Genomic DNA, 26,604 nt, shown 5'->3' with positions numbered 1-26,604 from the left:
TTGAAGGAAACCAATGCGACTGTTCTGGCGATATCACTGGCCGTCGGGTTTGCGTCGAAATCGAACTTCAACCGAGAGTTCCTGCGGGTCACCGGTGTTTCGCCAACGCAGTGGCGTGCGGTAAATGCAAGGAAAGGCGTGACCTGATGGCGCGTTTGTCAGGCATCTTGCGCCTGCTGGCTGCCGCCGTCCTCTGCCTGCCCGGGCCGGGCCGGGCGCAGAGCTTTGGGGTTGCCGGGTCCCCGGTGGAGACAATCGAGGATAGGGACTATCTGCGTCTGTTCACGACATTGAAATCCAGAGGGATCGACACCTACTTTCCGACGTTTCAGTTCCAGGAATTGCCCCACGCTCTGAGCCTGGGATATGAGATTGATTTCATGCCCCCCTGCACGCCGGGCGATCCTGCCTTCGCGGCGTTGCGTGAGACGGGTATGAGGCTGATCTTGCCGGGGGAACTTCTTTATCCAGATGCTGCGGCGCTTCGTCAATTGGCCATGGATGAAGACCTGCTCCGCCAGGTTCTGAGCTGCGCCGGGCCGGAACATGTGGCCGCGATAACGACTTACGATGAAGCCATTTTCAACGGTCGTCCTATCGAGGATGTCGCGGCTTTTTACGCACGGGTGAAGGTCGTCGCGCCAGAACTGCCAGTTCTGATGGTGCATGCCCCCATTCTTGTGGATAGCCCAACGTTCGGAACGCTCGACCGCATCGATCAATACCTAAAGGAGGTTGTCAAATATTCAGCGCACGCGGACGCGGTGGGCTTCGATGTCTATCCTGTGCCGGCCACCCTGTCCAATCTGGCCACGCCCGTAAGCGGCGGAGCAGTCGTGGCAGAAGACAGGGCAGTTGCGGATTACCTGTCCTGGCTGAAGGACGCAGTCCCGGATCGTCAGCGATTGGTCGTTTTGCAGGGCTTCGGCTATGCTGATCTCTACGAAAGCACGTTTCTGGAAGCCAGCTTTCCGGCCGAAGTGATTAACGCGGCCCGCGCCCCGACAGGAAAGGAAACGGACCTGATGATGTCGCAAGCGATTTCAAGTGGCGCTGAATGGGTGATCTGGTGGGGGCCATCGCTGTTGAAAGAGACCGGCTCGGCGCCTTGGCAATCCATTCTTGATATAACGGGCCGATCACATAACTAAAGTGATCCTTGCTGTGGCCCCCTTTTTTCCCAGCTGAACCAAGGCGGAGCATGTCGGTTGTGTGTGGCCTTGGCGAAGAGTCGGCTGAGACCTGCGGCACAAAAACCAGGCGCCCAATAATCGCCTAAAAACTATGTACTTTTTCTGTAGCGATCACTTGAAAGAGCAATCATGATTGTCGAATTCAGAAACGAGATCAAACGCGGGCATCGGTTCATCGGTCTTCTGGCGGTTCCCCTCTTCGCTTTCATCGCGACGGTCATCGGATCGTTTTTTGGCATATTCAGCAGTGAAGCCCGTGACCTGATTGCGTCCGTCCTCCAAGGTGATATGTCCCGATCAGGCGACCTTTTTGCGTATATGGCGATCCTTGGATCATGTGTTGGCGGCACCGGTATCGTTGTCATCGGTAGCCTGTACAGCGCGCTCTTCAAACCTGATCATATCGTCACCATCTCGCCGGAACGGCGAATGGTCGACGTGCAATTTCATCTTCCGTGGCGTGAGCCCCGATCTGCCAGCTACCGGTTTGATGAGATTGAGGCCGTTGAACTGAAATACGACGATGAGCAGAATGAGATCCTGCTTCGGCTTCCTGATCGCAGACGGCCTCTGATTTTGACGCGCGAGTTCAGGCCCTGGGCCGCCGAGGCAAAATTGAGGCAGCTGAACGAGATGGGCCTGACAAGCAAGTGATCAATGCAACGCGACCTTTTTCCGTCGCCACCGATCTGGCCTTTTGAAACAAGTTTGTTGGAAATATCTCTTCGCTAACGCAGCAAACGTCCGGTCTGGCGGGCCGCATTGCGGCAGAGAAAGCCTCCGCCGGATGGCCGCTAAGGGCCGCTTTCCGACCCCGCACTTTCTTGATCTCCTAGATTCGTGGCGCCCCTAAGGGCTTACTTATGCAAACTCTCCACCTATGGTTCCGAGATTTGCGTGCGATCTCCTTGAGGCGGGGCCTCAGCCGATGGCGAACTCCATCCGGCGCGATACGCGCCGGAATGAAAGACCCTCCCAGCCTCTCAAACTCACCAAGGCCAACTTTGGCAGTTGGATCGCGTCCCGCAAGCTCGCACCAACGTCTCGCCCGCTGCCCCACGGTGGGGGCCGGTCTGCCGCTGGTGTCTCCCTTGCGGGAGGTATCGCGCCCAGGAGCTGATGCCCCTTCGCGATACCGGGTTTGCCCCCGGCAAACCGTCAGTGATTTTTCCCCATATCCCGCCCCCCACAAGGCTGGGGATTTGGGGGCAGATCACTGGCAAGCCCGCGCCTCGGAGAGCCAGAGGCTCGCTTCGGACGGGCTGTCTTTTCCCCTCCAGCCTCAGCGGTGCGAACGCGCATTGCGATTTGGGGCGCGGGCCTCCGGGGAAAAGACGGTTGCGCAAAGCTGCGGCGGTCTTGGATCACTGATCTCCAAAACCACCGTCTTACGCCCTACAGGGAGGACGAAGCCCTTTCCGAAGGGAATCGGAAGAGGTTGGGCTTCATCCCCACTCTGCACCAACACCTCAGCTCTTGTCACGAGCCAAGAGTTGGGCGCTCTGCCACGGCGGCAACTATCGCCTTTGAGAGAGGAGGGCGCATGGCGAGCTACCACCTCTCTGTGAAGACGATCAAACGCAGCGCCGGGCGCTCCGCCACGGCGGCGGCCGCCTACCGTGTCGGGGAGCGCATCGAGTGCCAGCGCGAAGGTCGCATCCACGATTACACCCGCAAGCAGGGCATCGAGGAGACCTTCATCCTGACCCCCAAGGATGCACCGGACTGGGCGCAAGACCGGTCGCGACTCTGGAACGAGGTCGAAGCCGCCGAGACCCGCCGCAACTCCGTCACCGCCCGCGAATGGGAGCTGGCCCTGCCGTCCGAGATCAGCGCCGAGGACCGGTCGCAGATCACGCGCGACTTCGCCCGGGAGTTGGTCGGCCGCTACGGGGTGGCCGTCGATGTGGCGATCCACGCGCCACACCGGGAAGGGGATCAGCGCAACCACCACGCCCATGTTCTGACCTCCACCCGCATGCTGGAGGCGCAAGGCTTCACCGCCAAGACCCGCGTGCTCGATTCCGCGAAGACCGGCGGCGTCGAGATCGAGCAGATGCGCTGCGTCTGGGCCGAGTTGCAGAACCGGGCCCTGGAGCGGGCAGGGGAGGCGGAACGCGTCGATCACCGGTCGCTCGAAGCGCAGCGCGAGGCTGCGCTGGAGCGGGGCGATCAGCTTTCGGCCGAGGAGCTGGACCGTGACCCCGAGCTGAAGCTGGGACCGGCGGCCACCTCCATGGAGCGCCGGGCGAAGGCGATGGCCGAGCGCCAGGGGCGGGAATACGTGCCAGTGACCGAGCGCGGGGCCGTGGTTCATGCCGCCCGCCAGGCCCGTGCCGCCTTCCGCGAACTGCGCGAACGTCTGGACATCGCGCGGGAGACCTACGGGGCCGAGCGCGAGGCCGGACAGGGCCGTGTCTCAGCCGGTCTTGCAGCGCTCAGGGCGGCGGCCGCGAAGGAGCGCGGCGCGCGGACCGGGCCGGAGGACATGCGGGAGAAGCTGGCGCGGGTCGTGGGCCGGGCAGAGGACCGGGACGACGCGCCGAAGCCGGAACGCCTCACGTATGCGAAAAAGCGCCTGAAGGAGATCATGGAGAAGGATGCCGGGCGCGACGGGCAGGCGGCGGTCCACAGGCTGGACGGGCACGGCGAACCTGAGCTTGGCGAGGATACAGGGAGCGGGACGCGCAAGCCGTCCGTGAACGAGCGCCTGAAGGACGTGCTCAACAAGCCGCGCGAAAAGCTGGAGATCGAGGACGAGCGCGACCAGGAGAAGGATCAGGAGGTCGAGAAGGAACGCGACATCGATCGGGGGCCGACGCATGGAATGTGACCCAAAAAGGGCAGGGCGCGCGTTGCCGGAAGGTTGGCTGTGAGCTCCTTGAAGTCGTTGTTCAATAGCGTGATCGGTGCGATGTTCCCCGAATCGCTCTGCCGTTGAGGACCAAGTCTGTGGAACAAGAAGTGCATAAGCTGTTCGAGCGATACGAGGAATTTTTCGAGCGCTCTTTGGCTGACGACTTCGATAAAGAAGAGGTCTCAGAACTCTACGCCTCCGAGTTTATCGCGGCTAATCCTGCCGGGGTCATGGCCGGGAAGAACGACGAAACACTCGTTCAGGCGATGGTTCAAGGTTATCAGAAATACAGGGAAATCGGCACCCGGCAGATGCGAAAGCGCAATATTCGGCTGTCTCCAATAGACGACCTCCATTGCGTGGCCCACGTCTCCTGGACCGCAACATATTCCCGAGACGATCTGCCCGAGACAGCCATCGACTTTGATGTCCATTATCTCGTTCAGGTCCTGAACGGCACCGCGAAAGTCTTTGGCTGGGTGTCCGGCGACGAACAGGAACTGCTGAAGCAGCACGGGATCATCTGACGTCCACAAATTCCCGCAGAGCCGCCGCATGGTCTCGGCAGGATGTCTGTGATCCCGGCCGGTTGCCAGTCTCGCCTTGAGCGATAGTCAGGGCAAGGAATCGACGGGCTGACGCCCGCTCACCCCAACCCTGACAATTTCTAATCCAGTTGATCCGCCTGCCATCCCGGCAGGTCCGAGAAAACCGGCAAGCGCCGCCTGTGGCGTCGGTTCCGATCGAGAATTCCGGTTCCTCCCACGCGGGCGCGGCCCGCGCGGTTCCCTCCCAAATTCACGGCCTTCACCCGGATGTCACGGCCCCGCCGGGCCGCAGGACGGGCTTTGCCCTTACCTGCTCTGCCGTCCGGAATGCATGGGCATTCCAGACAACAGAGAAGGAAGGCCCGCCCATCGGCGGAAAGGGAAGAGACCCGGACCGCTTTTGCGAGGAGGGTCACAAATGACCGCAGCGAAGTTTGACGTCTACATCCATGTCACCAACCAGATCGTCGCGCAGATCGAGGCGGGAACGCCGCCCTGGCGCAAGCCGTGGACCGGCGGAGGGGCAGGGGCCAGCTTGCCGGAGCGGTTCAACGGCGAGGCCTATCGGGGGATCAACGTCCTGATGCTCTGGGCTACGGCGATGAGCAAAGATTACAGCTCGGCCCGCTGGATGACGTTCAATCAGGCCAAACAGCTCGGGGGGCATGTCCGCAAGGGCGAGAAATCCGCCACCGTCGTGAAGTACGGGACCGTCGAGCGCGAGGACGAGACCGGCGAGGAACGGCAAATCCCCTACGCGAGGGCCTACCGCGTGTTCAATTCCGAGCAGATCGAGGGCCTGCCCGCCGAGTTCTACATCCTGCCCGATCCGCCGCGTGACCTGGGCACCATGGCCGACCCCGCGCTGGAGGCGTTCTTTGCCGCGTCCGGCGCACAGATCGACGTGACCGGGGAGCCGCGCGCCTACTACAACATCAGGACCGACCGCATCCACATGCCGCCGATCGGCACGTTTCATCGAGCGGCCGGATACTACGGCACTCTTGCGCATGAGCTGACCCACTGGCCAGGAGCGACGAAGCGGCTGGACCGTCTCGGCCGGTTCAGCGACCGAAAGGCCTACGCGTTCGAAGAGCTGGTCGCCGAGATTGGCAACTGCATGCTTTGCGCGCAGATCGGGGTGGAGCCCGAGTTCGACCAGAGCGCGGCCTATGTCGAAGGTTGGCTTGACGCGATGAAGGAAGACAGCCGCGCGATCTTTCGTGCCGCGTCCGAGGCGCAGAAGGCCGTGGATTACATCATGGAGCGCACCGTGCAGGTTGACCGGATGGCGGCTGAGTAACAGCCCGTACCGCCGAGAGGATCGAGGCCCCTATCGGCAGGTGGGGACCTCTTTCATTGCGGCGTGATCGAGGTGACAGGGTTCAGGTGAGACAATCACCCGAGTTCAGACCACGGGATGACACGGGCCGCTGAATGAGGTTGAAACCAGGACCCCTCGTCGGACGTAAAAGCAATGATCGGACATGAGTTGTCCGGCTTTCCTTGAGGTGCCCCATGATGTCTCTTGTAGTCAACATGATCGGCTTTCTGGCCCTGTTGCTTCTGGTCAATGTGCCCGCCGGTCTACTGGGGCTGGAATTCGGTGGAGATGGACCGTCGCCCGCGTCCTTGGCCCCGCCGGGCTGGCTGGTTGTGGCGGCCTGGCTGATCCTGTTTCCGGCCATGGGCTACGCCCGCTGGTCGGTGCTGGAGGCGGGCGGGCCCCCGGGACTGGGGGTTGCGATCATCCTGCTGGGGGTGCTGTGCGCCAGCTATGCCTACTACACGCTCGGCCTCGCACAATTCACAGGTATTTCCGCGCTGTGGTTCGGGCTGATCGGCAACGGCGTGGTGATCCTGTTTGCCCTGTTCCTCGCCATGCAGGCATGGCCCGTTTCAACGGGCGCAGGGATCGCCCTGGCTGCAGTCGCCGTCTGGACCGCCTTCGCCAGCATCAGCGTCGTGCAGGAGTTGCTTTTGCAGTGACAACCGGAGCCATCGTCATTGTCGGCGGATCGCGCGGGATCGGGCGTGCCGCCGCGCGAAAGCTGTCGCTTGACGGTCACAATGTCATTCTGACAGCGACAACGGAGGCTGCGGCGACGTCGGTTGCGACCGGGATCGCAAACGAAACGCGTCATCCTATGACGGGTATGCAACTTGATGTGCTGGACCCGGCTTCAATCCATCGCTTTGCAGAGCGACTCCCCCATCCGGTAAGATCGGTCATTGTCGGTGCCGTGCACTGGCCGGAAGGTCGCCAGCCGCAGATGACGGATACCGGTCTCGAACGGACGTTTGCTGTCAACGTGTTCGGGGCCTTCCGGCTGATGCAAGCGATGACGCCGCATCTGATCGCATCGGCCAAAACCCTGGGAGAGGTTCGGGTCACACTGGTCAGTTCGCGCCTGCACCTGCCCGGACGCTTCGGGATGGGGCCCCGGTTCGACTGGACCGATATCGACCTGTCCCGGCGGTTTCGACCGATGACCGCCTACTGCAACAGCAAGCTTGCCATGATCTGGCTTGCGCGCGAAGCAGAGCGTCGGTTGCGCAGTCACGGCGTGCGCGTGAACGCGCTTTGCCCCGGCTTCGTGCCCATGGCCGTAGCGGAACGGTCTGGTCTTCGGCGTCAGGTCTTCATGCGACTTCTGTCATACATGCCTTTTGCAACATCGCTCGATCAGGCGGCAGCGGCCTATGCCTGGGCCGCGACCGATCCATCGCTGGCAGGAGCAGGCGGGCAGTTTCTGGCGGATTTCGGTGAAAGCCTATCCAGTGAAGAAAGCAAGGATACTGACAGCGCAGAGCGCCTTTGGAATTGGTGTCGGGACTGCGACGAAATTTTGCCGTCGCACCGACCTTGATCGAAACAAGAAGGATTAGGTCCTGCACAGCTGACATCAGCCCCCTTCCGAACCCTAGTCCTTAAACCGTTCGATTCTATCGGTGCCAGAAACGGTTGAGGTCAGGCACATCCTGCGGTGCGGAGAAGGTCCGGGACGAGCCCGTTTTGCAGTTCACTGCACATAGGGCGAAAGGCCGCAGTGCATCTTGGTTCACTTCACGGCGTTTCTGAATCGGACAACTCAGTCTCAGACCGTTTCGCCCGCATGTCCGCAAGAATTTGAACGCGCGGTTCATGCCGCTTGCGATACAGAAACCGTGCCCAGAGCGCGAAGGCCCATGACATCCAGCCCGCGTCGATTTCTATGACGTCGCGCAGCCTGGACCCTGACTGCTGCGGTTCCACGGTCAGAGTGTGACGCCACGATTTGACGCCTGCGCCCTTTTCAGAAGACCGCAAAATCATTGCTTCGTCGTCGCACTCCAGGACTTCCATGAAATACGGTTGAGGCGGTAACTTCCCGAACAGCGACACCTGCACGGTAATTCTCTGGCCTTGGTATATGCGACCGCTCGGCAACCCTTCGAAGCTGACAACCCCATCCATGATTTCCCTGAGTGCATCGAGGTCCGTTGCCAGCGCCCAGACCTCCTTCGCCGGTGAGGCGTATTCGTGTTCGAGGATGACGGTCTTCACAGTCGCTCCTGTGGTTCAAAAAGCTATCCCTGGTTGATTGACCTAAACCGGACATCTGCGCAACCGCAGCGAAGGACAGCAAAGTCTAAGATTTTTTGATGCGGGCCAGTGTATTAGGTTTGTGCTTGGCAATCTGGCCCGCGTTGACAAATCTGACAAGGTGGAAGCCGCGGGATGCGGTTGATGCGCTATGGAGAAAGCGTGTCGTAGGCAGCGTTTGATCTTGGTGGAAGCGCTGTTGTTTGCCTTCTGTGCTGGGTCGTCTGACTGGGGATGTGTAGTCGTTTCGCTGATTTCACCTGCGGAACACAGATCAATCTGGCTGTGATGTGACCCTCCTCCGAGAGAAGGCCGAGCGCCGTTGTTAACCGCCGCGGCAAAGCACACGACCGATACGCCTTGCCGCGCCGTTGTTAACCGCCGCGGCAAGGCGTATCGGTCGTGTGCTTTGTCAGATGATGGGCGTTTCATCATGCGGCCTGGCTCCGGGGCGGTGCGCGCGATTTGGGGACTTGGCCTCGCCGGAAGGTCTCGACGATACGCATGAGCCCACCGCATTCGGGGCATGGCTCTCGCAATGTGAGCGTGGGCGTAGGATCGTCGACGGTCGGGTCTGGCTTGGGGGTTTTAGCGGTGCCAATGAGCGTCCTGATCTGCGCGACTTTATCCTTACGGCGAGCGCTTGCGAGGAAGCCATAGTGCCGAATGCGGTGGAACCGATCAGGGAGAACATGCATCAGAAAGCGCCGGATGAACTCCCGGGTCGGCAGTCGCATCACCTTCATGCGATCACCCCGCTTGATCCTGTAATCCTTCCATCGGAACGCCACGGTACCAGCATCGGTGCTGACCAGCCGGTGGTTGGAGATCGCCACGCGGTGGGTGTAGCGGGCCAGATACGCGAGTACTGCCTCGGGCCCACCAAATGGCGGTTTGGCATACACGACCCAGTCGACTTTGCGCAGTGGAGCCATCCATTCGGCGAAGGTGCTGGCATCTGCCAATCCAGCAAGGTCGGCGAAGAACTTCAACTGCCCTGTCCGGTGCAGAGCCATCAGACCTTCAAGAAACAGCCGCCGGAACAGCCGTGACAGCACGCGCACATGCAGAAAGAAGCCCGGCTTGCAGGCGATCCACTCGGTGCCATCCGACGACAGGCCACCGCCAGGAACGATCATGTGGATGTGGGGATGATGCGTGAGCGCGGAACCCCAGGTGTGCAGCACGCTGGTCATACCAACGCATGCACCCAGGCGTTTGGGATCGGCTGCGATGGTGGCTATCGTCTCAGCTGACGCTTTGAACAACAGCCCGTAGATTGCCCGCTTGTTCCAGAGGGCGATCTGCGCGATTTCCGCGGGCAGCGTAAAGACTACTTGGAAGTACTCAACTGGCAGCAGGTCTTCTGAACGCGCTGCCATCCAGTCGCGCGCCGCAGGTGCCTGACATTTGGGGCAGTGTCGGTTTTTGCACGAGTTATACGCGATGTGCTGATGGTTACATTTGGTGCACGCGAGAGTGTCCGATCTTCTGTGTATGACTGATCCGGTCCATGCTTCACCGAAAGGAAGCATGAATGACCATCTCGAAAGAAATCCTGGACGAACTGCTGAAGGGTGTGGAGCGCCCTGAGGATCTGCTCGGCGATGCCGGGCTGATGAAAGAGCTGAAGATCAAGCTCATGGAACGGATGCTGGGCGCCGAATTGACCGCGTTCGACATGGATCAGCATCCGGTCGCTGTCGATGTCAGTGACTTTGAGATTGCACACCTCCGACGCACGCAGCCCTGTGCCATAGGAAATGCTGAGCGCCGCGCGATACTTCTGCCCCGGTCCGGGTGCCACCTTCAGCAACTCGAACACTTCCTTGATGCTCAGCACGACAGGCAGTCTGCGCGGTTCCGTGCGGAAGTGCAGACACTGCTTCATCTCGGGTTTCTGGCACGTCGTCTCGAAAAAGAAGCGCAACCCAACGAGCCGCGCGTTGTACGTTGATGACGTCACGTTCGTGTTCACCATGTGAAGTTGATAGGCGCGCAGGTCTTCCGCAGTCGCCGTGTCGGGTGAGCGGCTGATGAACTCTGCCAAGTAGCGAACCGCCCGAATATGCGCTTTCTGGGAGCTCTCCCCCAGGCCTTTGATCCGCATATCTTCTATCATCCGTTCGCGCAGTGGCGTGGTCTTTTGATCCACCATGGGATCCTCCTGTCCGTTGATTGAGAGGTCCCAATCGTCAGACAGACGCGCCCATTTCCAAAATCACGATACTCAGATCACCGCGCCAACCTCACCACATGCGCCCCTGCCGCGGTAGCGGCTTCATCCTCGTCGAGCAAAGCAGACGTTCGAAGCGCCAGTTGAGTTTGTCCCGTGATGGATGGAAGCGATTCTGCTGTATTTTCAGTCGATTAACGAGTGGCGTGTGCAGCACATGTTCATGTTATGATCGCAGAATTTCGCAATGTATCGCGCTGCGTTCGGCCGACCGCTTCAGCTGATCCCGGCTCATCCCGCCGTACTGCCGACGCCACCAATAGTACGTCTGCTGCGTCATGCATACCTGGCGCACTGCCTCCGCGACGCTCAGGACCTGACCCTGCAGCACTTCAACCTGTCGCAGCTTCATAACGATGTCTTCCGGCTTCTCTCGCTTGCTAGCCATCTCCTGGTCCTCCAATCTGCGGGGCAAAGCTAGGCCAGTTGGAGGACGACTTCAGTGGGAGCAATCCAGGAGGGCTTTCGTGCTTTTCTGACATGGGCTTCAGGCGGCATCGACGTCATGCGGTTGAACCCGAGGGCTTCACCGCCAAGACCCGCGTGCTCGATTCTGCCAAGACGGGTGGTGTCGAGATCGAGTAAATACGTGGTGTCTGGGCCGAGTTGCAGAACCGGGCGCTGGAGCGGGCAGGGGAGGTGGAGCGCGTCGATCACCGGTGGCTTGAGGCACAGCACGAGGCGGCGCTGGACCGGGAGGATCAACTCTCTGCCGAGGAACTGGATCGCGACCCCGAGCTGAAGCTGGGACCGGCGGCAAACTCCATGGAACGGCGGGCAAAGGCGATGGCCCAGCGACAGGGCCGGGAATATGTAGCGGTCACCGAGCGCGGCGCGCAGGCCGGGCCGGAGGATGTGCGCGAGCGGCTGGCGCGGGTTGTCGGACGATCAGAGGACTGGGACGACACGCCGAAGCCGGAAAGCCGCAACTATGCGCGCGAGCGTCTGAAAGAAAACATGGAGAAAGATGCGGGCCGCGATGGCCAGGCGGCGGTTCACAAGCTGGACGGTCACAGTGATCCCGAGCTTGGCGAGGAGACCGGGCGCGAGGAGCGCAAGCCGTCCGTGAACGAGCGGCTGAAGGACGTGCTGAACAAGCCGCGTGAAAAGCTGGAGATTGAGGACGAGCGCGACCAGGAAAAGGACCGAGGGGTCGAGAACGAGCGCGAAATCGACAGGGAGATCGACCGTGACCCCGGCCTCAGTCACTGATCTGCCGCCCGTCTTTGACGGGATCGAGACGGTGTGCTTCGACGCCTTCGGAACGCTTGTCGAAATCACGGACTGGCGGGGCGCGTTTGTGCTGTTGTTCCGGGCGCAATCGGGAAACAATCAGATTGAACTGAAGAACCAGCTGATGCGCGAGGACCGGGCCGTTTTCGATTGGCCCGATCTTCTCTCCGTCGAAGTCAGCCGTGTTATCATGGAGGGGGTTCACCGGTTGGTGTCTGTCGCAGGTTGCGCAACAGTCATGTCGACGTGGAGGTTTGTCCGGCCCTCTGGGGTGCTGGTCATTTGATCGCGAATGATCCTGGTCTCTCGAACCCAGCGGAGTAAAATTTTCGGTTTGATGACCTGCGGGCTTTGATTTTGTACGCACCGGTTTCAGACGGGTTGCGTAGCACGGCACTTCTTGGTGGTGCGGTGCCGCAGAAAGAACCGGACCATCTGCCGCGAGGCATCGGGGCCTTTGGGGTCGGTATAACTCCCCGCCGCATGACCACCTGACCAGGCGTGTCCGGCCCCATGAACGACCCACTGCTCGGTGCAGGGACGTCCCTTGCCTACACGATGTACCGTGCGGGTAAATTCACGGCCACCGCTTACGCGACCCGTTTTCACCGCCCGATCAAGATGGGCATAAGGCTCCAGCGCCCGGATGGCGATGAAGCGACTGTTGCGTGGGTTGACGACCTTGTCTGAATCACCGTGAAAAATAATGGTTGGCATCTGAACCTCGTGACGTCGGCCGGGGTTGCCGCTCTGCATCGCCATTGGCGCAGAGGCCGAATCATGCGCCGCGCCTACGGCCAGACCGGAATGAATACCAACCGCTGCAAAAACGTCGGGATAGGCCGTTGCAACAATCAGCGCCGCAGCCGCACCCGCCGACAGGCCCGCAACATAGACCTTGGCCGGATCGACATTCTGGACGGCAATGATATGGCGCGCCAAACCTGCGATCAGGGCCGGTTCTCCTGCGCCCCGTGCCTGATCGTCTTGCCTATACCAATTCCAGCATCGATAGTGATGGGCATCGCGTGCCTGAGCCGGATAAAGGACCAAGAAACCGAACTCCTCTGCCAGGGTGTTCATGCCGGTGCCGCGAGCAAAATCCACCGAAGATTGCCCGCACCCGTGCAGCATCACGATCAGTGGAAGTGGCTCCGGTGCCGATTTGGCGACGGCAGGTATGTAGAGCTTGTAGGAGCGGGTGCCAAATGCGCTCTCATACGTCCCACTTGGGAACGCCGCACCATGTGGAACAGTTTTCTTTAACCGGGATGTAGCAGGAGCACTCGATTTGGCGTTGGCGCGGGTTGAGCCCCTTTTGCCTGCGGCTTTCCGCGTGACGGCGGACGGTTTCGTGGCCTTGGCGGCAGGTTTTGCTTTTTTTGTGCCCTTGCGTTTCGCAGGTTTCGTAGGGGCAAGCATTGCGCCCCATACATCGGTCACCGCTGAAACGGTTGCGCGCCGGAGCTTTCTTGTCGCCTTTGCGCGGGTACTCCTGAACGGATCGAACATTTGACCTCAAATCTGATGGGGAATAGAGACGGAAGTCCCTCGTCGAGACCCAAGCCGCGAGAAAAACGGAAGCCTATCTTTTCTGGCCTTGGATAGGCTTGTCGCACCTTGCCAAGGTTTATGCAGTCCTGGTTTCGCAGGCTCTCATAGATCATTTTTTCCAACTATCCTGCGCAAAGTATCACGCGGCAATTGTCCGCGCGTCCGAGAACGACAGCAGCGTGCGACTCTGTTCATCCCAGAGGTGAAGTCGGGCACAGCGGAAGCTGTCCAAAAGCGTAAGACGCTGGGACTGTGCCAGGATATCGTGATCCAGGATCACCTCGCTCAGGCGGTAGAAGGGAATGCGACTGGCAAGGTGATGCACATGATGGACGCCGATATTTGCAGTGATCCAACGCAAAACGACAGGCAGGTCATAGTGTGAACTTCCGTTGAAAGCCGCATCGCGCACGTCCCAGCTCGCCTCGTGATCCCAGACGGTGTCTTCAAACTGATGCTGGACGTAGAACAGCCACATACCGACACTTGCGGCCGAGAACATGGTCGGCAGGAACACGAACAGCAGCACGTCCCAGCCACCCAGCCAAGCGATCGATCCGAGTGTGACGCCAATGGCGACGTTGGTTGCCAGGGCACTGATCCAGTAGCGCCAGCCTGATCGCATCAGATCAAACGGAAGCCGCTGGCGCAGAAAGAAGATGTAGAACGGAACGACACCGAACAGGAAAACCGGATTGCGGATCAGACGATATGCGGCCCTGCCTATCCACTTCCTTTCCCGATATTCCCGGATTGTCAAAGTGGGTATGTCGCCGACACCCCTGTCGTCGAGATTGCCGGTCGTCGCGTGGTGGATCGAGTGGGTTTTCCGCCAGACGTCATAGGGCGTCAGCGTCAAGACCCCTATGAACCGACCAAGCCAGTCGCTTAGTCGACGGTTCGCAAAGAACGCTCCATGGCCGCAATCATGCTGGATGATGAACAGGCGGACGAGGAAGGCGGCATTTCCCAAGGCAATGGCTAACGCCAGCCAGGCGCTGATCGTCAGCGACCACCAGGCCAGCGTCCAAAGCGCCACGAAAGGGACAAGGGTCACGGTCAGCTCAAAAATGCTGCGGGAGAGGATCGGTTCGCGATATCTGATCAGAATCCGTGTCCATTCGGAGGTATGCAATTCGAGTCCTTTCCTTTGGAATGCCAGAAGTGCAGCAGACAATGGCAGTGTTACGCCTGAGCCGCCGGAAGACCTTATTTGATGGCTTTAGCCGGTGACTTTGCGGATACCCGTTTGGATTTGGGCGCGACCGCCTTGACCTGCGTACCGGCCTCCCTTTCCAGACGTGCCTTGCGAAGACGCGCTGTCTTGATCTCGCGCTTTTCCGTCTGCGCGTCGATGATTTCCGTCACGGCGCGTGTGGTCCGGTCCATCGGCGTTTCTGCTCGGGGGGCGGGCGTTGTGAAGAGTGTCGTCCTTGTCAGCTTGGTCATTAATCAATCTTTCTGATATGTTTGTCGTAGGGCGCGCACTTCAGAGAGGCAGGCTCCCGAGGGGCACATGCCCGAGGCATTCGGAAACCCGGCAGGTATCAGGTAGCTACGTAGGTCACGGACGGCGCACAGAGTTCCCGCCATCGATGATCCCGTTTATCAACTTCGCAACGGCCGCATGAAGCGCTGTCTTCTCGTCATCCCCCGGTACGTCTTGATGGGCATTCACCGCATCCCGCAGGACGCCTACGATCTCATGCTCAGGCAACACGCCTCTGTCGTTCAGCGCCAGCAGCAGCGACTCGCAGATGGCGAGGGCGGCCGTGCCCGAGACGTCGTTTGGCTGGTACACGCGATAGGTTCCTTTCAAGAGTAACCTCAGTGCCGTTGCGACCGTAGGCGCAGCACCAGTTACCTATGACAGCATGACAGAAACGATGTAAGATTAGCTAACCCCGAGCAGTATGTTGCGGTTCTTTTTCGGCGAGAATGACGCATCCGGGGCATTCGCCGCCAGATTCCTTGGCGTGGGAAAGGACAATCGTTTTATGAGCATTCAGAGCAGCCCCCTCGTGCGCAAACTCGGTGCCTATGTTGCATTGTCCGATCCCGAGCTTGCAATTCTGGAAACCTTCCACGCGAAACGTCTGAGCTTTTCTGACAAGAAAGATATGGTTTACGAGGGACAATCTGACCCGTCTGCCTACATTCTGGCGAAAGGATGGGTATGCTCCTACAAACTGTTGCGGAGCGGTGGCCGCCAGATTGTCGATTTTCAGATACCGGGTGATTTCATCGGCCTGCGCAGCGTTCTGTTCAGGACGTCCGACCACAGCATCGAGCCGATCAGGAAGGTCGAAGCATCGGAAGTAAAGATCAAGGATCTTCTGGGTGCTTTCGAGACGAGCCCGCGCCTTGCCACGGCCGTACTCTGGTCCGCGTCGACCGATGAGGCAATCGTCGTCGAGCGCCTTGTCAGTCTGGGGCGGCGCGACGCTGCCGAACGTGTTGCACATCTGCTGCTGGAACTCGGGGCTCGGCTCAAGCTGGTCGGGCTGGCGACGGGGAACAGCTACGAATGCCCGTTGTCCCAGTATCTTCTGGCCGATGCACTGGGCCTGAGCGCCATTCACATCAACCGTGTTCTGCGGCAATTGCGCGAAGAAGGGCTGCTGACGTTTCGCGATGGCACCGTGACGTTCGACAACCTGGACAAGCTGGTAGAATTCGCCGGTTTCGACAAGGCTTATCTGGATTACGAGGGGCCGATGTTGAAGTAATGCAGCCGGGGCAGAAGTTGACGCCACCCCCGTTGGGTGACGCCAACCGATAGACGATCTTAAGCGTTCAGCTGGCTCATCGCCGCATCGCATTCCTTCATGCACTCATCGTTCTTGTCGGCCGATTGGGCCTGTTGCGCAGACTGATAGTGCTTCTGGGCGGACTGCTTCTTTTGTCCATCTTCGGCCTTGTCGATGGCCTCCTTGGTCGATTTCAGCTTCTGTTGCATCTGGTCGGATTGCTTGTTGTCCATTGGAGTGTTCCTTCCGGGTAGGAGCCGTCAAACGGGTGCCCGCCGTCCCGAACATCTGTTGTCGGGGGTGTGCAGGATCGTCAGCTGACGCTCTGTTCGAGGTTCGATCGCCGATCATTCGGGGATCTTCATTCACGCTACCCGGATTCTGACAGCCTGATACTGACGCAGGTTTGCGTCGGTTCCTGCTGAAGGTGTTCCGGCTCCGGAAACTTGCTGGATCTGCGGTTTTCAGCCGCTGGCGCAGGTATCGCTGCACATGGCTTCCGGTCTTGCAAGACTAATGCCTGTTAGCGCGCCGTCCTCTGACAGCAGATAAAAAACCGTCACTGCACGTCGCGATTCTTTGAAAAGTCATTCCATCCGGCGGCACCTGCGTTTGTTTCTTGACGAGTTCTGTATTCGGGTGCCGCCAATTTCCCTGTTAACTGTTGGAGCGTAGCCATGAACCGGAAGATTGAAGGTGAGACAATCGAGACGGCTCCTGCGAGAAAAACTGAATGTATTCCCGACAGGAAACAGTTACGAACCCCCGGGCCGATCTTCCGGAGGACTCCGACGGATGCCGGTGTTTCGGACGGCGGCATGGCCGATCCGAAAATTGCGATGTTCTTTACATAAAGGGAGGGCGTCAATGTGAGGCAATCAGTCGACCGCAAGCCCAATAGAACGAACGGCGTGGATGCGATTGGTCCGTCAGCGACGAACGACAGGCTTGATTACGAACAGGTTTTTCATTCGTTATCGGCGGCCTGCGCGATCCTTGATCGTGATTTCCGGTTTGTCGAAATGAACGATGATTACGTTGCCGCATTGAAGGCGACCCGCGAACACCTTTTGGGCAAGAGAGTTCTCGACGTGTTTCCCGAAATCGAGGAACACCAGATATTGCTGACGGGCGCATTCGACACGGCTCTGACGGGCAAGCAGGCGTCTCTCAAGGAAATTCTCTACGCGATACCGGACAGCGCGGCGGAAGGCGGCATGCGCAAGGTATGGTGTAATGCGCACTTCACACCGCTGACCGACAGGGACGGCGGGGTGAGCCATGTTCTCTTGCGGGTCAGGGACATCACGGAGCAAGTAAAGGCCCGTGAGATGAAGGATGCAATTGCAGGGGAAATGCAGCACCGCATCGGAAACCTCCTGGCGATGGTCACAATCGTCGCGCGGCAGACCGTTCGTGGACATGCATCATTCGATCAATTCCTGCCTGAATTTGAATCGCGCATCCAGTCGCTCGCCAAGACTCATTCTCTGCTGACCGGGGGGAATCGGGACGGCATGACGATGGATCGGTTGATCCACCAACAACTCGATATTTATGCCGACAAGCTGAACAAAACGATCTTTGTCGAGGGGCCGAATTTGCACGTCACAGCAGTTGAAGCACAGTCAATCTCGATGGCGTTGCATGAACTCGCAACCAACGCCGCAAAGTATGGCGCGTTGGCCAAGGAGGGCGGGCGACTGGCAATCAGTTGGGGCAAGGTTGGAGATGGTTTCCAGTTCGAGTGGAAAGAAACCGGCCTGATCGGCGTCACCGAGCCGGTAAAGTCAGGTTTCGGCACGATGATCCTGACCCAGATCCTGCCCAGCCAGCTCAATGGAAAAGCGACGCGGGAATTCAGGAAGGACGGCTGCTCGTATCGGCTTCGCGTCAATGAGAGAGAAGGAGCGCCGATCACGCCCTGATCGCTGCGACGTCATAGTGATCTCGGCGGCCGTGAGGGGACCTATCCTGTCAAATCGCTGTTCTTGAGGTTGCTAAGTGCTTCCCGATCAAAATCCAGAGAAGCAGCGTGCTCGCTGGCAATGAGCACCTGTTCACTCAGCGCCTTGATGGATTCACGCGCTGAGGGTGAGAGCGAGCGGCTCAACTTGCCCATTGTGTTTACCAGACGCGTGACCACATCGGCGTCGGAAATCCCGTAGCGGGCTATCGCTGAAAAGGCTTTGCATGCCAGTTCCTCAATGAGGATGACTTCAGTCAGGATACGCAACTGTCCGGACTCGTCGTTGAGGGTCGGTGACGGGATATCCCGGCCAGACAATCGACCGAACACCTGTCCAAGGCGGTCAATGCAGTAAAGCGCGGTGGTGGGGTCGTTTATGCCAGGCGACAAGGACCGCTGGGCCAGCTCAACGATACGCCGGATCGAGAACTCGAGGTCTTGGTTGATCGTCCGATTCCGCCCGATGACGATTGCGCCACGCAGGCTGTCGGCAATTTCTTCCGACACCCGATCACGCGGATATGCCGCAATCATGCATTCACCTGCGGTCACAAAACGACCGGGCGGGGTCTCGATCCGCAAGACAAGATCATGCTCTGCAGCAATCCGCATGAGCGCCTCCATACCGACTTTCTGCACGTATCCGCTCGCATCGGCACTGATCCGTTCGGAGCCGTCCTCGAAGTCGTCTGCGAGTCGATCCCCACCAGGCTCGTCTTCGCACTGCAAGTGGCCATGGACGAGGCGTTCCGGAAAGAGCCTATCGACGGCGGCGCGCCCGTCGGCGGCCAATTGCGCGAGCAGCGTTTCGATGCGGATCGACGTGGCGATATGATGGATGAAATAGATAAGAACCGCGACACCGACAGCAGCGAGACCGACCGCGAATGCAACGGTCAGGTGCGGAACGAAACTGGAGTCCCCCGGACCCCGCACCGCACGCAGAACGACCAGACAATAGAGAAATGTCGCCACAAAAGTTCCAAGCACAACCTGATTGCTGCGGTCCCGCATGAAGTTTTCCAGAACCCGCGGCCCGAATTGCGAGGAGGCGAGCTGCAGTGACAGCATGGTGATGGAGAAGATCAGGCTGGCGACAGTGATCATCGAACTCGCGATGACCGACAGGATTGCCCGGGCACCTTCCGGCCCGAAGGTATAGAGCAAGCCGAAATCGCTCACAGTGCCGACACCAAGCCGGGTATCCACCGCGATCAGCAGGAATGATAGTCCGACCGCAACCGCGCACATCATGGCGGGAACGAACCAGAAACTCGAATTCAGGCGTCCCCAGAACGCGTAGACACGTGTGATGGAAAATGACTTCGCCAAATGGCTCTCCTTTTGGTCACGTGCAGTTAGGGGAAATTGTTCGCCCTGATCCTGTAGACATGCCTACTCAGCGATAAACCGGAGTCGGATCAGCAAAACGCCTCTTCATTTCCCAAGATCGCGGCGACAGCCTTGCGCAGGCAATTGGCGAGACCAGCATGCCGCTGACGGGCGGTGGCATGCAGATCGATCTAAATCTAAGAATTCCGGACGCCGCTCCGGAAGCCTCACCAGCCAACTGTTGACAACAGGACGCCGCTAAAAGTTCGCCCGCTCGTTTGCAGGGAATGATCCAGCGAGGGGCGGTGCATTGTCTCAACGTTCCCGCTCGAACTATGCTGCGGTTTCCGTTTTCGCACCAGTCTCCGTCAAACCCCAGAAATCCGCAATGTGACGCGTCGAAGAAATGCCGACTTCTAGCATATACTCACCTTCTTCGCCAAGACCCTCGTCTCCCCCGGCACTGATCGGCGTGCCGTGGCCCATGGCCTCGATAATATATTCCTCAATCACCACGCGCCCGTCCGCGTCGCACCAGACTTTCCGGGGAATGCTGTCGACGGTCTCCACACGTGTCGGCGGTCCTTCAACGTTGTGGATCTTCTGCCACTGTCCGACGATATCACCGGCGTTGGAACTGTCGACGGTCGTATCGCTGCCGCCATGCCAGACAGAGATCGTCGGCCAGGGGCCTTTGGAGTCCGAGGCTTCACGGACAGACGCGTCAAGTGCGCTGTCCGATGGGCTGCCAAATCCATTCATGCGAATGATCGCTTCCATCATGTTGTCCGCGCTGCGATAGGGCAGCCCTGCAATGATCGCCCCTCCCGCGAACACTTCCGGATAGGTCGCAAGCATCACAGATGTCATGGCACCGCCAGAAGACATCCCCGTGATGAAGACGCGCGACGGGTCTACCGTGTGATCATCAACGACCTGCTTGATCATCTGACGAATAGACAGAGGCTCGCCGCCGCCGCGCTCGCTGTCGCCGGTCTCAAACCAGTTGAAGCTGCCAAGGAGGTTATTGGTCAGTCTTTGCCCCGGAAACAGGAGCGCCATCCCACATTCGTCGGCGAGAGTAGACCACCCCGATCCGAGATTATAGCTTTCCGCCGACTGGGTGCTGCCATGGAGCACGACGACAAGCGGGCCGTTCTTCGGGAAGTTTTCCGGAATATAAATGTCCGCGCTCAGCGACCCGGGGTCGGTCCCGAAATTTTGCATGGCGGAGAGACGATCGCTGGAAATTAAAGACGTTGACATAAGAACTCCTGTGCATGACCGATACTGGCCACGTAAGAAAACCCCCGAGCCCAAAGTTTTTCGGGCCGGAGGCGATTTGATTGTCCACGGTTCGAGGCGGACACGAAGAGACCTTTGTCGCCCGCGTTAGGTGAATTCCATCAGAGGCATACGCCAAGTGTCCCGGTGATCATGTTACACCTTGCTGGTTTACCACTCCGCATGCACTGACGTGGGTTAGTCCGCGCACGAATAAAAGAAGGTGTTTTGCCTGACGGCCGCGTGACGCGCCGTTCGGCCATGACAAAACAGCGCCAGCCGGTCCTGTCTCGAAGATGGGTCCAGATATGGTCGCCCTGCAGGATGCCGAGAGGATAAGGGGAAAACCACTATGGCGTTGCTTGCTGTCGTTGCCTGCGCGTCGTCGGCGCCACTGGTCCAGAAGTGTTCCTCCATGTCCCAGAGAACGCCCTGTTCATGTGGAGAAAGCGTGCTGGATTTGTGCGCTGCATGTGCCGGTCTTCTCGCGGTCTCGCTTGAGGCGGTCATTCGCCTGACCCCGACCCGACAACCATGACCATCTGAAACAGGACGAAGAAAATCGCAAGCACTGTCCAGATCGCGCCGCTTATTCCCGGCCTACCGTCGGCCACCGTCGAGGCAGCGCTCTGCAAGACACCTGACGTCTGGGCTTCGGGAAGCAGCTGGCTCAGGTCTCGTGCGACTCTGCCGTGGTCGCTGGCGAGCGCAGGAACGTCCCGAAATCGGGCAAGCAGTACCCCCAATCGCGCTCGCGCGGCTTCGCGTCCCAGCCCGACCAGTCCAGCAGTTTCTTTCCATGGATCGAGGCCGAGCCGCGCCAGTGTGGAAAGGACAGTCACGGCATAGCCGTTTCGATCCTCGCCGACGGACGCGTAGAGGAACCGGGCAAACTCCGGCGGGTGCGGGTCGAGAACATTGCGATCAGCCATTGTCATTCCATTCATTGGTTGCAGGAACGCAGATCGCCCCTGATTCCCAAAGGATACGCGCAGGTCGGTCTCGTCGCCCTTACACAGGTCAGTGCGGGCGACTGCCCCAGGGAGGCCGCACTTGGTTCGGTGCTCGGGACTAACTTGTGTCAGTGCCAGTCGGATGCTCCTGAATTACAACAGAAGAAGTCGTTCGACTGGGAAAGCTCGGAATCCAATAGGGCATGAACCGTGGCGAACGAAGATCTGCCAAGATCGTGTAGGCTTGAGGGTGACTTTCCTGCACCTTTTCTGCCTGGCCAATTTTCCGGACGAACCTCCGGCTAGGGACTACGAAGTCCTGATTCAGGAGGAACTTCTCCGCGGGCAAGGTTTCGAAAACGGTGCCTGCTGGCCCTGATCGCCGACATGGCTTGTACCGGGCCGTGGTTCGTCGACCACCTGCGAGAACGGTTCGTTGAGCCGATGAGATTGACCCAGCGCTAACACGGCCACCGCGAAACCAATGATTATGCGGCAGAATTCACTCGCGCCGTGATGCTTCTCGGAGATGCGCGCGCGCCCCACGCGAAGGAGCCAGAAATGACCGTCAAGCAACCCGTGTCGCTGAAAAGTAGAGGAGCAAAGGATTCTTCCATGAACCGACCAGCGCGGCGCGGTGGGGTCCAGGTGCGCGAAAGAAGCGGCATCTGGGAAGTGCAGGTCAATGGCAAGCTCCGCTGCGACTACCACCAGAAGGAACATGCTCTTGCCGCTGCGGCCCTGCACAGGCTGTCGCCCCGATGACCGGTAGCTCTCAACTGACAGTCCCGCAGGACTTCGCGATCCAGGTGGCCGAGAACGAAGGCATGCCGACGAGACCGAATTCCAAGGGATCCCCGCCACCGCCCGCGCCAACTCGACGGCTGACCGGAACGCTCACGCTTGGGCCATCGAACACGCGTGGGGCAACCGGCGGACTCTGGTCCGTCAAGGAGAAAGCGGCGATGAGACATCCGCTGGCGAGGCTGATCGCGAGGACGGCAGTTATAGCGGGTCTGATCGCGTCCTTCGCCTTCCCCGTCCGTGCGGAGGATGGCACTGACCCGATGCCTAGGACGCTCATCCTTGCAAGATGATCATGACATGACCAGGCGCGGCCGTGTGTCCGGCATGCGGGTCAGCATCGGGTGCCGTCTGCGATACGGCTTCCCGCAACCGACGCCGCTGATCGCGCTGCTGAACGTTCACTATTCGCGCTTCGGCGACCTAGAGCGCGCGGACTATCTCGTGACCTCCCCCAGCGTGCAGCTCGAAAGCTACCGGGATGGCTTCGGCAACTGGTGTACCCGCATGCTGGCCCCGGAGGGCGACTTTACCCTGTCGACAGACGGCATCTTCCGCGATACCGGCCAGCCCGATCCCGTCTTTCCTGATGCGCAGCAGCACGCGGTTCAGGATCTGCCGTTCGAGACACTCGTGTTCCTGCAGGGGAGCCGGTATTGCGATACCGATCTCCTCTCGGAGGAAGCCTGGCGACTTTTCGAGTCCACGGACCCCGGATGGTCCCGTGTCCAGGCAATCTGCGATTTCGTGCACGAACATGTCCGCTTCGACTACATGCAGGCGAAAGCGACGCGCACCGCATCGCAGACCATGGCCGAGCGGCAGGGCGTCTGCCGCGATTTTGCCCATCTCGCTATCGCCTTGTGTCGCTGCATGAATATTCCGGCACGTTACTGCACCGGATATCTGAGCGACATTGGTGAACCTCTCCCGCATCCGCTTGGAGACTTCGCCGCATGGATGGAGGTCTTTCTCGCTGGTGAATGGCACATGTTCGACCCGCGCAACAACAAACCGAGGTTTGCGAGAATTCTGATTGCGCGCGGCCGCGATGCCGCCGATGTGCCGCTGACCCAGACATTCGGGGAAAACACTTTGACGGAATTCAAGGTCTGGACCGATGAATTGGCCTAACTGACTTTGGTTTTCTTCGAAGTGCGCCGTCGTAAATTGAGTGGCTGGTCCCCATATATGTAGAACCGATGCCAAGCCTCCCAGTCCACCAAGGACGACGAGTTTGCGCCGGCCAATCAAAGGATCGATGACATGTCCTTCAAGGACCTGACTGCCAGGGCTGCGGCCGCAATGAAGCCGAAGCCTGCGGAGACCGCGAGGACTCCTGCCAAAGCGAACGAACCCAAGGCCGCCGGCAAGGAAGCCCCAACGAAATCCAAGACATCTTGAGACCTGCAGAGGCCACGTGCCCCACCCTCAAATGGGGCGCGGACCACCCGCAGCATCAAGGGAGAGGATCACGCCGATGGAAGATCTGATGAGCAAGACCGTCGCGGTGTTCGCCCGACCGTTCACTGTACCCGGCTTCAACGAGACGCTCCCGGCGGGAGAGTACGAGATCGAAACGGAGTTGGTTTCACCCCCGGATCGAAAGGATCCCGCAGCCTGGAAGGCCTCCGTTCTGGTGAAGCTTCATCCCCGGATATCGCATCCCGGGCTTGCGCGGGCCCTGACAGTTTCCCTTATCGACCTCGACCAAGCACGCGCCAGGGACAAGCTGACGGGCAAGGCTTTGTCCGACCTTTTTCTCGAGGAAATGTTATCTGATCCGATGGTACGCCTCGTGATGGAGGCCGACGGGGTCTCTGCAGCACATCTGCGGCATCTCTACTCGGGGCACGGGATGCCCGATCCCATTCTGAATGTGCCGGCGTCGAAGACGACCACCCAAAGGACGCGGGATGATGCGTCGATCCGGGCCGCCGAAAACGAAGGCATGCCTTCAAGACCGGAATTACCGTCGCCCTCGCGCACCCGCCACTTAGCGGGACAGACTTGATGGCGAACAAGACCATGGCCGAAGGTGCCACGCCAGACATCTTGATCGCAAGGGTCTCGGGCGACGTTCCGCAGGAACGCCAATGCCTGAGCTGCGAAACTGGGTTCTGGAGCAAAGGTTTCGGAGAGCGGATTTGTAGACGCTGCAAGGGGTTGAACGCCTGGCGAAACGCCTTGCCTGTCAGTCCGGGCGCATCACGCCGTCGCTGATCCTCTTCGACGTGCGTGCAGTCTTCCTCGAACCACACTGGACCCCCAAATTTTGGCCTGCCTCGACATCCTTCACACCACAACCTACCGATACCGTCATGCGGTCTCTCTAGGACCGCACAGATTGATGCTGCGTCCCCGCGAAACGCGGGAATTGCGTCTTTTCTCCCACGAGATCTCCATAACCCCGACGGCCACCGTATCCTGGGCGCATGATGTGGCCGGCAACGCGATCGCCACCGCAATCTTTGACGGTCCGACAGACCATCTGGTGATCGAAAGTCGCGCCACCGTGGAACTGACCGCGCTAGCTTGGCCGGTCTTTGCCATCTCCGCTTCTGCCATCGAGTACCCGTTCCTCTATTCAGCCGACGAATGGACGGATCTGGGCGCGCTGACGGCTCCGCAATACGCCGACCCCGACGGCCGATTTGCCCGATGGGTCGAGGGCTTCGTCATGGGGCACCGAACAGACACGCTGTCTCTGCTGAAGGACATCAGCAACGGTGTGGTTTCGCAGATTTATTATCAGGTACGTGAGACGGAAGGCACCCAGACGCCGATCGAGACGCTCGACCGGAAATGGGGCTCGTGCCGCGATTTCGCGGTCCTGCTCACAGAGGCAGCTCGCTGTCTTGGCCTGGGAGCCCGTATCGTTTCGGGCTATCTGTCCGATCCAGAAGACAGCCTTATCGGTTCCGCAGGTACCGGGTCCACCCATGCCTGGGTCGAAATATACCTGCCCGGCGCAGGGTGGATCGCCTTCGACCCCACCAACCGGAGCGTCGGGTCGCAGAACTTGATACCGGTCGCAGTCGGTCGCGGCATCCACCAGGTCGTACCTGTCTCGGGGAGTTTTTCGGGAGGTTCCAACGCCCTTTTTGACTTTTCAGTTCAGGTCTCCGTTCGCAGCAGAACAAGGCAAAACACTTTGCGATGGAGGATTGGACGCGCTGGTACGCAGCATCAACTAGGTAAACGCTAGAAGTGTGCGTTTTGTGTGCAACTCAACTTAGAGCCCCGCAAAGCGGGCCGAAGCGGACATGTGCGGAGTTGCAGTGAACTTAGGCTCTGTTGCACAAATCGCGTGAGAGATTCATCTCGCGAATCCAGGGTGGTAGCTGGGATGCATGAGCAGACCCATACCCCCGACCTACAAGACCAGGAACTGGCCAGCCTACAATGAAGCACTCAAGCGCCGGGGCTCGCTGACGATCTGGTTTGACCCCGAGATGAGCTGGGATGCCGCGCCGACAGGCAGGCGTGGCCGCCAGCAGACCTACAGCGATGCCGCTATCCAGACGTGCCTCTCGATGAAAGTGCTGTTCGGCATGGCGCTCCGGCAGACGACCGGGTTCGTCGAGAGCCTGCTACGGCTGGTCGGCCTGAACTGGACGGTGCCCGACTTCAGCACGCTATCTCGCCGCCAGAAGACCTTGGCCGTGAACATCCCCTACCGCGGCTCCAAGGGGCCGTTGCACCTGCTGATCGACAGCACCGGGATCAAGGTCGAAGGTGAAGGCGAGTGGCACGCACGCAAGCATGGCGGCCCGAAACGGCGCGTCTGGCGCAAGCTCCACCTTGGGATCGATGAAGAAACGTTGGAGATCCGGGCCGTCGAAGTCACCGGGAGCCACATCGGTGATGCGCCCATCCTACCCCACCTTCTCGACCAAATCCCGCAGGACCAGGAAATCGGTAGCGTTACGGCTGATGGCGCCTACGACACGCGCAAACGCCACGATGCGATTGCAGATCGCGGTGCCCATGCCGTCATCCCGCCCCGCAAGAACGCGAAGCCCTGGAAGACGATCACCGCCGGAGCCGTGGCGCGAAATGGGGCCCTGCGCGCGGCGAAATACCTGGGCCGCGCGCTCTGGCGACGATGGAGTGGATACCACCGCCGAAGCCGCGTCGAGACAAAGATGCATTGTATCAAGTTGCTGGGCCAGCGGCTCATGGCACGGGACTTCGACCGACAGGTCGCCGAACTCCAGGTCCGCATCGCCGTCCTGAACGGCTACACCGCGCTCGGAATACCCGTCACGGAAGCTGTGGGATAAGTCCGTCCGGGGAAAGGGG

The 26,604-nt window shown here is 59.7% G+C and carries 29 protein-coding genes and 2 pseudogenes; 19 read left to right on the top strand and 12 right to left on the bottom strand.

The features are described from left to right. The 8 genes from Q1B16_RS22390 to Q1B16_RS20700 all read left to right on the top strand — a co-directional run bounded on the left by Q1B16_RS22390 (position 1) and on the right by Q1B16_RS20700 (position 7,468). Entirely contained in the window at positions 1–147 is a 147-nt protein-coding gene (locus Q1B16_RS22390; RefSeq protein ID WP_366140180.1) for an AraC family transcriptional regulator, read from the top strand. 20 nt (positions 148–167) lie between these two features. Then, positions 168–1,151, top strand: coding sequence for a hypothetical protein (locus tag Q1B16_RS20730; protein ID WP_366140179.1), 984 nt, complete (start codon positions 168–170; stop codon positions 1,149–1,151). Positions 1,152–1,322: 171 nt separating this feature from the next. Continuing rightward, positions 1,323–1,847: a hypothetical protein gene (locus tag Q1B16_RS20725; RefSeq protein ID WP_299793841.1), complete on the top strand. Its 525-nt coding sequence runs from the start codon at positions 1,323–1,325 to the stop codon at positions 1,845–1,847. An 889-nt stretch (positions 1,848–2,736) separates the two neighbouring features. Beyond that, positions 2,737–4,026, top strand: a complete 1,290-nt coding sequence (mobQ, locus tag Q1B16_RS20720; RefSeq protein ID WP_299793838.1) for a MobQ family relaxase — start codon at positions 2,737–2,739, stop codon at positions 4,024–4,026. Between the two features lie 119 nt (positions 4,027–4,145). Next, positions 4,146–4,577: a nuclear transport factor 2 family protein gene (locus tag Q1B16_RS20715; RefSeq protein ID WP_299793835.1), complete on the top strand. Its 432-nt coding sequence runs from the start codon at positions 4,146–4,148 to the stop codon at positions 4,575–4,577. Positions 4,578–5,016: 439 nt separating this feature from the next. Next, on the top strand, positions 5,017–5,901 hold the full coding sequence (locus Q1B16_RS20710) for a zincin-like metallopeptidase domain-containing protein (RefSeq protein WP_299793832.1): 885 nt from the start codon (positions 5,017–5,019) through the stop codon (positions 5,899–5,901). Between the two features lie 215 nt (positions 5,902–6,116). Beyond that, entirely contained in the window at positions 6,117–6,587 is a 471-nt protein-coding gene (locus Q1B16_RS20705; protein WP_299793829.1) for a tryptophan-rich sensory protein, read from the top strand. Next, on the top strand, positions 6,584–7,468 hold the full coding sequence (locus Q1B16_RS20700) for an SDR family NAD(P)-dependent oxidoreductase (RefSeq protein WP_299793826.1): 885 nt from the start codon (positions 6,584–6,586) through the stop codon (positions 7,466–7,468). Before Q1B16_RS20705 ends, Q1B16_RS20700 begins: the two co-directional genes overlap by 4 nt. A gap of 197 nt (positions 7,469–7,665) precedes the next feature. On the opposite strand, the gene Q1B16_RS20695 is transcribed toward Q1B16_RS20700, so the two are convergent. The 4 genes and pseudogenes from Q1B16_RS20695 to Q1B16_RS20680 all read right to left on the bottom strand — a co-directional run. Next, positions 7,666–8,145, bottom strand: a complete 480-nt coding sequence (locus Q1B16_RS20695) for an SRPBCC family protein (protein WP_299793823.1) — start codon at positions 8,143–8,145, stop codon at positions 7,666–7,668. Positions 8,146–8,615: 470 nt separating this feature from the next. Further along, on the bottom strand, positions 8,616–9,719 hold the full coding sequence (locus Q1B16_RS20690) for an IS91 family transposase (RefSeq protein ID WP_299793820.1): 1,104 nt from the start codon (positions 9,717–9,719) through the stop codon (positions 8,616–8,618). Beyond that, a pseudogene (locus Q1B16_RS20685) lies at positions 9,713–10,306 on the bottom strand (phage integrase N-terminal SAM-like domain-containing protein); the annotation flags it as partial. The pseudogene Q1B16_RS20685 and the gene Q1B16_RS20690, both read right to left, overlap by 7 nt. A 328-nt stretch (positions 10,307–10,634) precedes the next feature. Next, positions 10,635–10,808 (bottom strand): annotated as a pseudogene (locus tag Q1B16_RS20680) (IS3 family transposase); the annotation flags it as partial. A 218-nt stretch (positions 10,809–11,026) separates the two neighbouring features. Here Q1B16_RS20680 and Q1B16_RS20675 point away from each other — a divergent pair. Both Q1B16_RS20675 and Q1B16_RS20670 read left to right on the top strand, forming a co-directional pair. Continuing rightward, on the top strand, positions 11,027–11,632 hold the full coding sequence (locus Q1B16_RS20675) for a hypothetical protein (protein WP_299793817.1): 606 nt from the start codon (positions 11,027–11,029) through the stop codon (positions 11,630–11,632). Beyond that, positions 11,610–11,939, top strand: a complete 330-nt coding sequence (locus Q1B16_RS20670; RefSeq protein WP_299793814.1) for a hypothetical protein — start codon at positions 11,610–11,612, stop codon at positions 11,937–11,939. The genes Q1B16_RS20675 and Q1B16_RS20670 overlap by 23 nt, the downstream gene beginning before the upstream one ends. Before the next feature lie 86 nt (positions 11,940–12,025). Here Q1B16_RS20670 and Q1B16_RS20665 read toward each other — a convergent pair whose 3' ends face one another. From Q1B16_RS20665 to Q1B16_RS20650, 4 genes are all read right to left on the bottom strand, one after another. Beyond that, a complete protein-coding gene (locus Q1B16_RS20665) occupies positions 12,026–13,165 on the bottom strand; it encodes a PHB depolymerase family esterase (protein WP_299793811.1) in 1,140 nt (379 codons plus the stop codon). A gap of 181 nt (positions 13,166–13,346) precedes the next feature. After that, the gene (locus Q1B16_RS20660) at positions 13,347–14,342 is read right to left on the bottom strand and encodes a fatty acid desaturase (RefSeq protein WP_299793808.1); all 996 of its coding nucleotides are present in this window, start codon (positions 14,340–14,342) and stop codon (positions 13,347–13,349) included. A gap of 74 nt (positions 14,343–14,416) precedes the next feature. Further along, positions 14,417–14,656, bottom strand: a complete 240-nt coding sequence (locus Q1B16_RS20655) for a hypothetical protein (RefSeq protein WP_299793805.1) — start codon at positions 14,654–14,656, stop codon at positions 14,417–14,419. A gap of 115 nt (positions 14,657–14,771) precedes the next feature. Beyond that, positions 14,772–15,026, bottom strand: a complete 255-nt coding sequence (locus Q1B16_RS20650) for a hypothetical protein (RefSeq protein ID WP_299793802.1) — start codon at positions 15,024–15,026, stop codon at positions 14,772–14,774. 178 nt (positions 15,027–15,204) lie between these two features. Between Q1B16_RS20650 and Q1B16_RS20645 the strand changes: the two genes are divergently transcribed. Beyond that, on the top strand, positions 15,205–15,936 hold the full coding sequence (locus tag Q1B16_RS20645; protein WP_299793799.1) for a Crp/Fnr family transcriptional regulator: 732 nt from the start codon (positions 15,205–15,207) through the stop codon (positions 15,934–15,936). A gap of 59 nt (positions 15,937–15,995) precedes the next feature. Here the strand turns inward: Q1B16_RS20645 and Q1B16_RS20640 are convergent, their stop codons facing one another. Further along, complete coding sequence (locus tag Q1B16_RS20640) at positions 15,996–16,190, bottom strand: hypothetical protein (protein WP_299793796.1); 195 nt, start codon at positions 16,188–16,190, stop codon at positions 15,996–15,998. A 444-nt stretch (positions 16,191–16,634) separates the two neighbouring features. Here Q1B16_RS20640 and Q1B16_RS20635 point away from each other — a divergent pair, with 444 nt between their 5' ends. Both Q1B16_RS20635 and Q1B16_RS20630 read left to right on the top strand, forming a co-directional pair. Next, positions 16,635–16,811 (top strand): hypothetical protein, encoded by a 177-nt coding sequence (locus Q1B16_RS20635; RefSeq protein ID WP_299793793.1) that lies wholly within the window; start codon positions 16,635–16,637, stop codon positions 16,809–16,811. Between the two features lie 15 nt (positions 16,812–16,826). Next, positions 16,827–17,885 (top strand): HWE histidine kinase domain-containing protein, encoded by a 1,059-nt coding sequence (locus Q1B16_RS20630; RefSeq protein ID WP_299793789.1) that lies wholly within the window; start codon positions 16,827–16,829, stop codon positions 17,883–17,885. Positions 17,886–17,926: 41 nt separating this feature from the next. On the opposite strand, the gene Q1B16_RS20625 is transcribed toward Q1B16_RS20630, so the two are convergent. From Q1B16_RS20625 to Q1B16_RS20615, 3 genes are all read right to left on the bottom strand, one after another. After that, the gene (locus Q1B16_RS20625; protein WP_299793786.1) at positions 17,927–19,258 is read right to left on the bottom strand and encodes a DUF2254 domain-containing protein; all 1,332 of its coding nucleotides are present in this window, start codon (positions 19,256–19,258) and stop codon (positions 17,927–17,929) included. Between the two features lie 333 nt (positions 19,259–19,591). Next, positions 19,592–20,524 (bottom strand): PHB depolymerase family esterase, encoded by a 933-nt coding sequence (locus tag Q1B16_RS20620; RefSeq protein ID WP_299793783.1) that lies wholly within the window; start codon positions 20,522–20,524, stop codon positions 19,592–19,594. A gap of 524 nt (positions 20,525–21,048) precedes the next feature. Next, positions 21,049–21,474: a hypothetical protein gene (locus Q1B16_RS20615; RefSeq protein WP_299793780.1), complete on the bottom strand. Its 426-nt coding sequence runs from the start codon at positions 21,472–21,474 to the stop codon at positions 21,049–21,051. 636 nt (positions 21,475–22,110) lie between these two features. Between Q1B16_RS20615 and Q1B16_RS20610 the strand changes: the two genes are divergently transcribed. From Q1B16_RS20610 to Q1B16_RS20585, 6 genes are all read left to right on the top strand, one after another. Then, the gene (locus Q1B16_RS20610; RefSeq protein WP_299793777.1) at positions 22,111–22,260 is read left to right on the top strand and encodes a hypothetical protein; all 150 of its coding nucleotides are present in this window, start codon (positions 22,111–22,113) and stop codon (positions 22,258–22,260) included. Positions 22,261–22,599: 339 nt separating this feature from the next. Beyond that, on the top strand, positions 22,600–23,433 hold the full coding sequence (locus tag Q1B16_RS20605) for a transglutaminase family protein (protein ID WP_366140178.1): 834 nt from the start codon (positions 22,600–22,602) through the stop codon (positions 23,431–23,433). A gap of 132 nt (positions 23,434–23,565) precedes the next feature. Further along, complete coding sequence (locus tag Q1B16_RS20600; RefSeq protein ID WP_299793774.1) at positions 23,566–23,703, top strand: hypothetical protein; 138 nt, start codon at positions 23,566–23,568, stop codon at positions 23,701–23,703. A gap of 76 nt (positions 23,704–23,779) precedes the next feature. Beyond that, a complete protein-coding gene (locus Q1B16_RS20595; protein ID WP_299793771.1) occupies positions 23,780–24,313 on the top strand; it encodes a hypothetical protein in 534 nt (177 codons plus the stop codon). A 261-nt stretch (positions 24,314–24,574) separates the two neighbouring features. Then, positions 24,575–25,507: a transglutaminase family protein gene (locus tag Q1B16_RS20590; RefSeq protein WP_299793768.1), complete on the top strand. Its 933-nt coding sequence runs from the start codon at positions 24,575–24,577 to the stop codon at positions 25,505–25,507. A 145-nt stretch (positions 25,508–25,652) separates the two neighbouring features. Next, positions 25,653–26,585 (top strand): IS5 family transposase, encoded by a 933-nt coding sequence (locus Q1B16_RS20585; RefSeq protein WP_299793765.1) that lies wholly within the window; start codon positions 25,653–25,655, stop codon positions 26,583–26,585. Positions 26,586–26,604: the final 19 nt, after the last annotated feature.

This window comes from uncultured Marivita sp. (genome assembly GCF_947488135.1).
In the GTDB taxonomy this organism is placed as follows: domain Bacteria; phylum Pseudomonadota; class Alphaproteobacteria; order Rhodobacterales; family Rhodobacteraceae; genus Marivita.
Note: the sequence above shows the minus strand (reverse complement) of the source record. Positions and strands in the feature narration are given on the sequence as shown.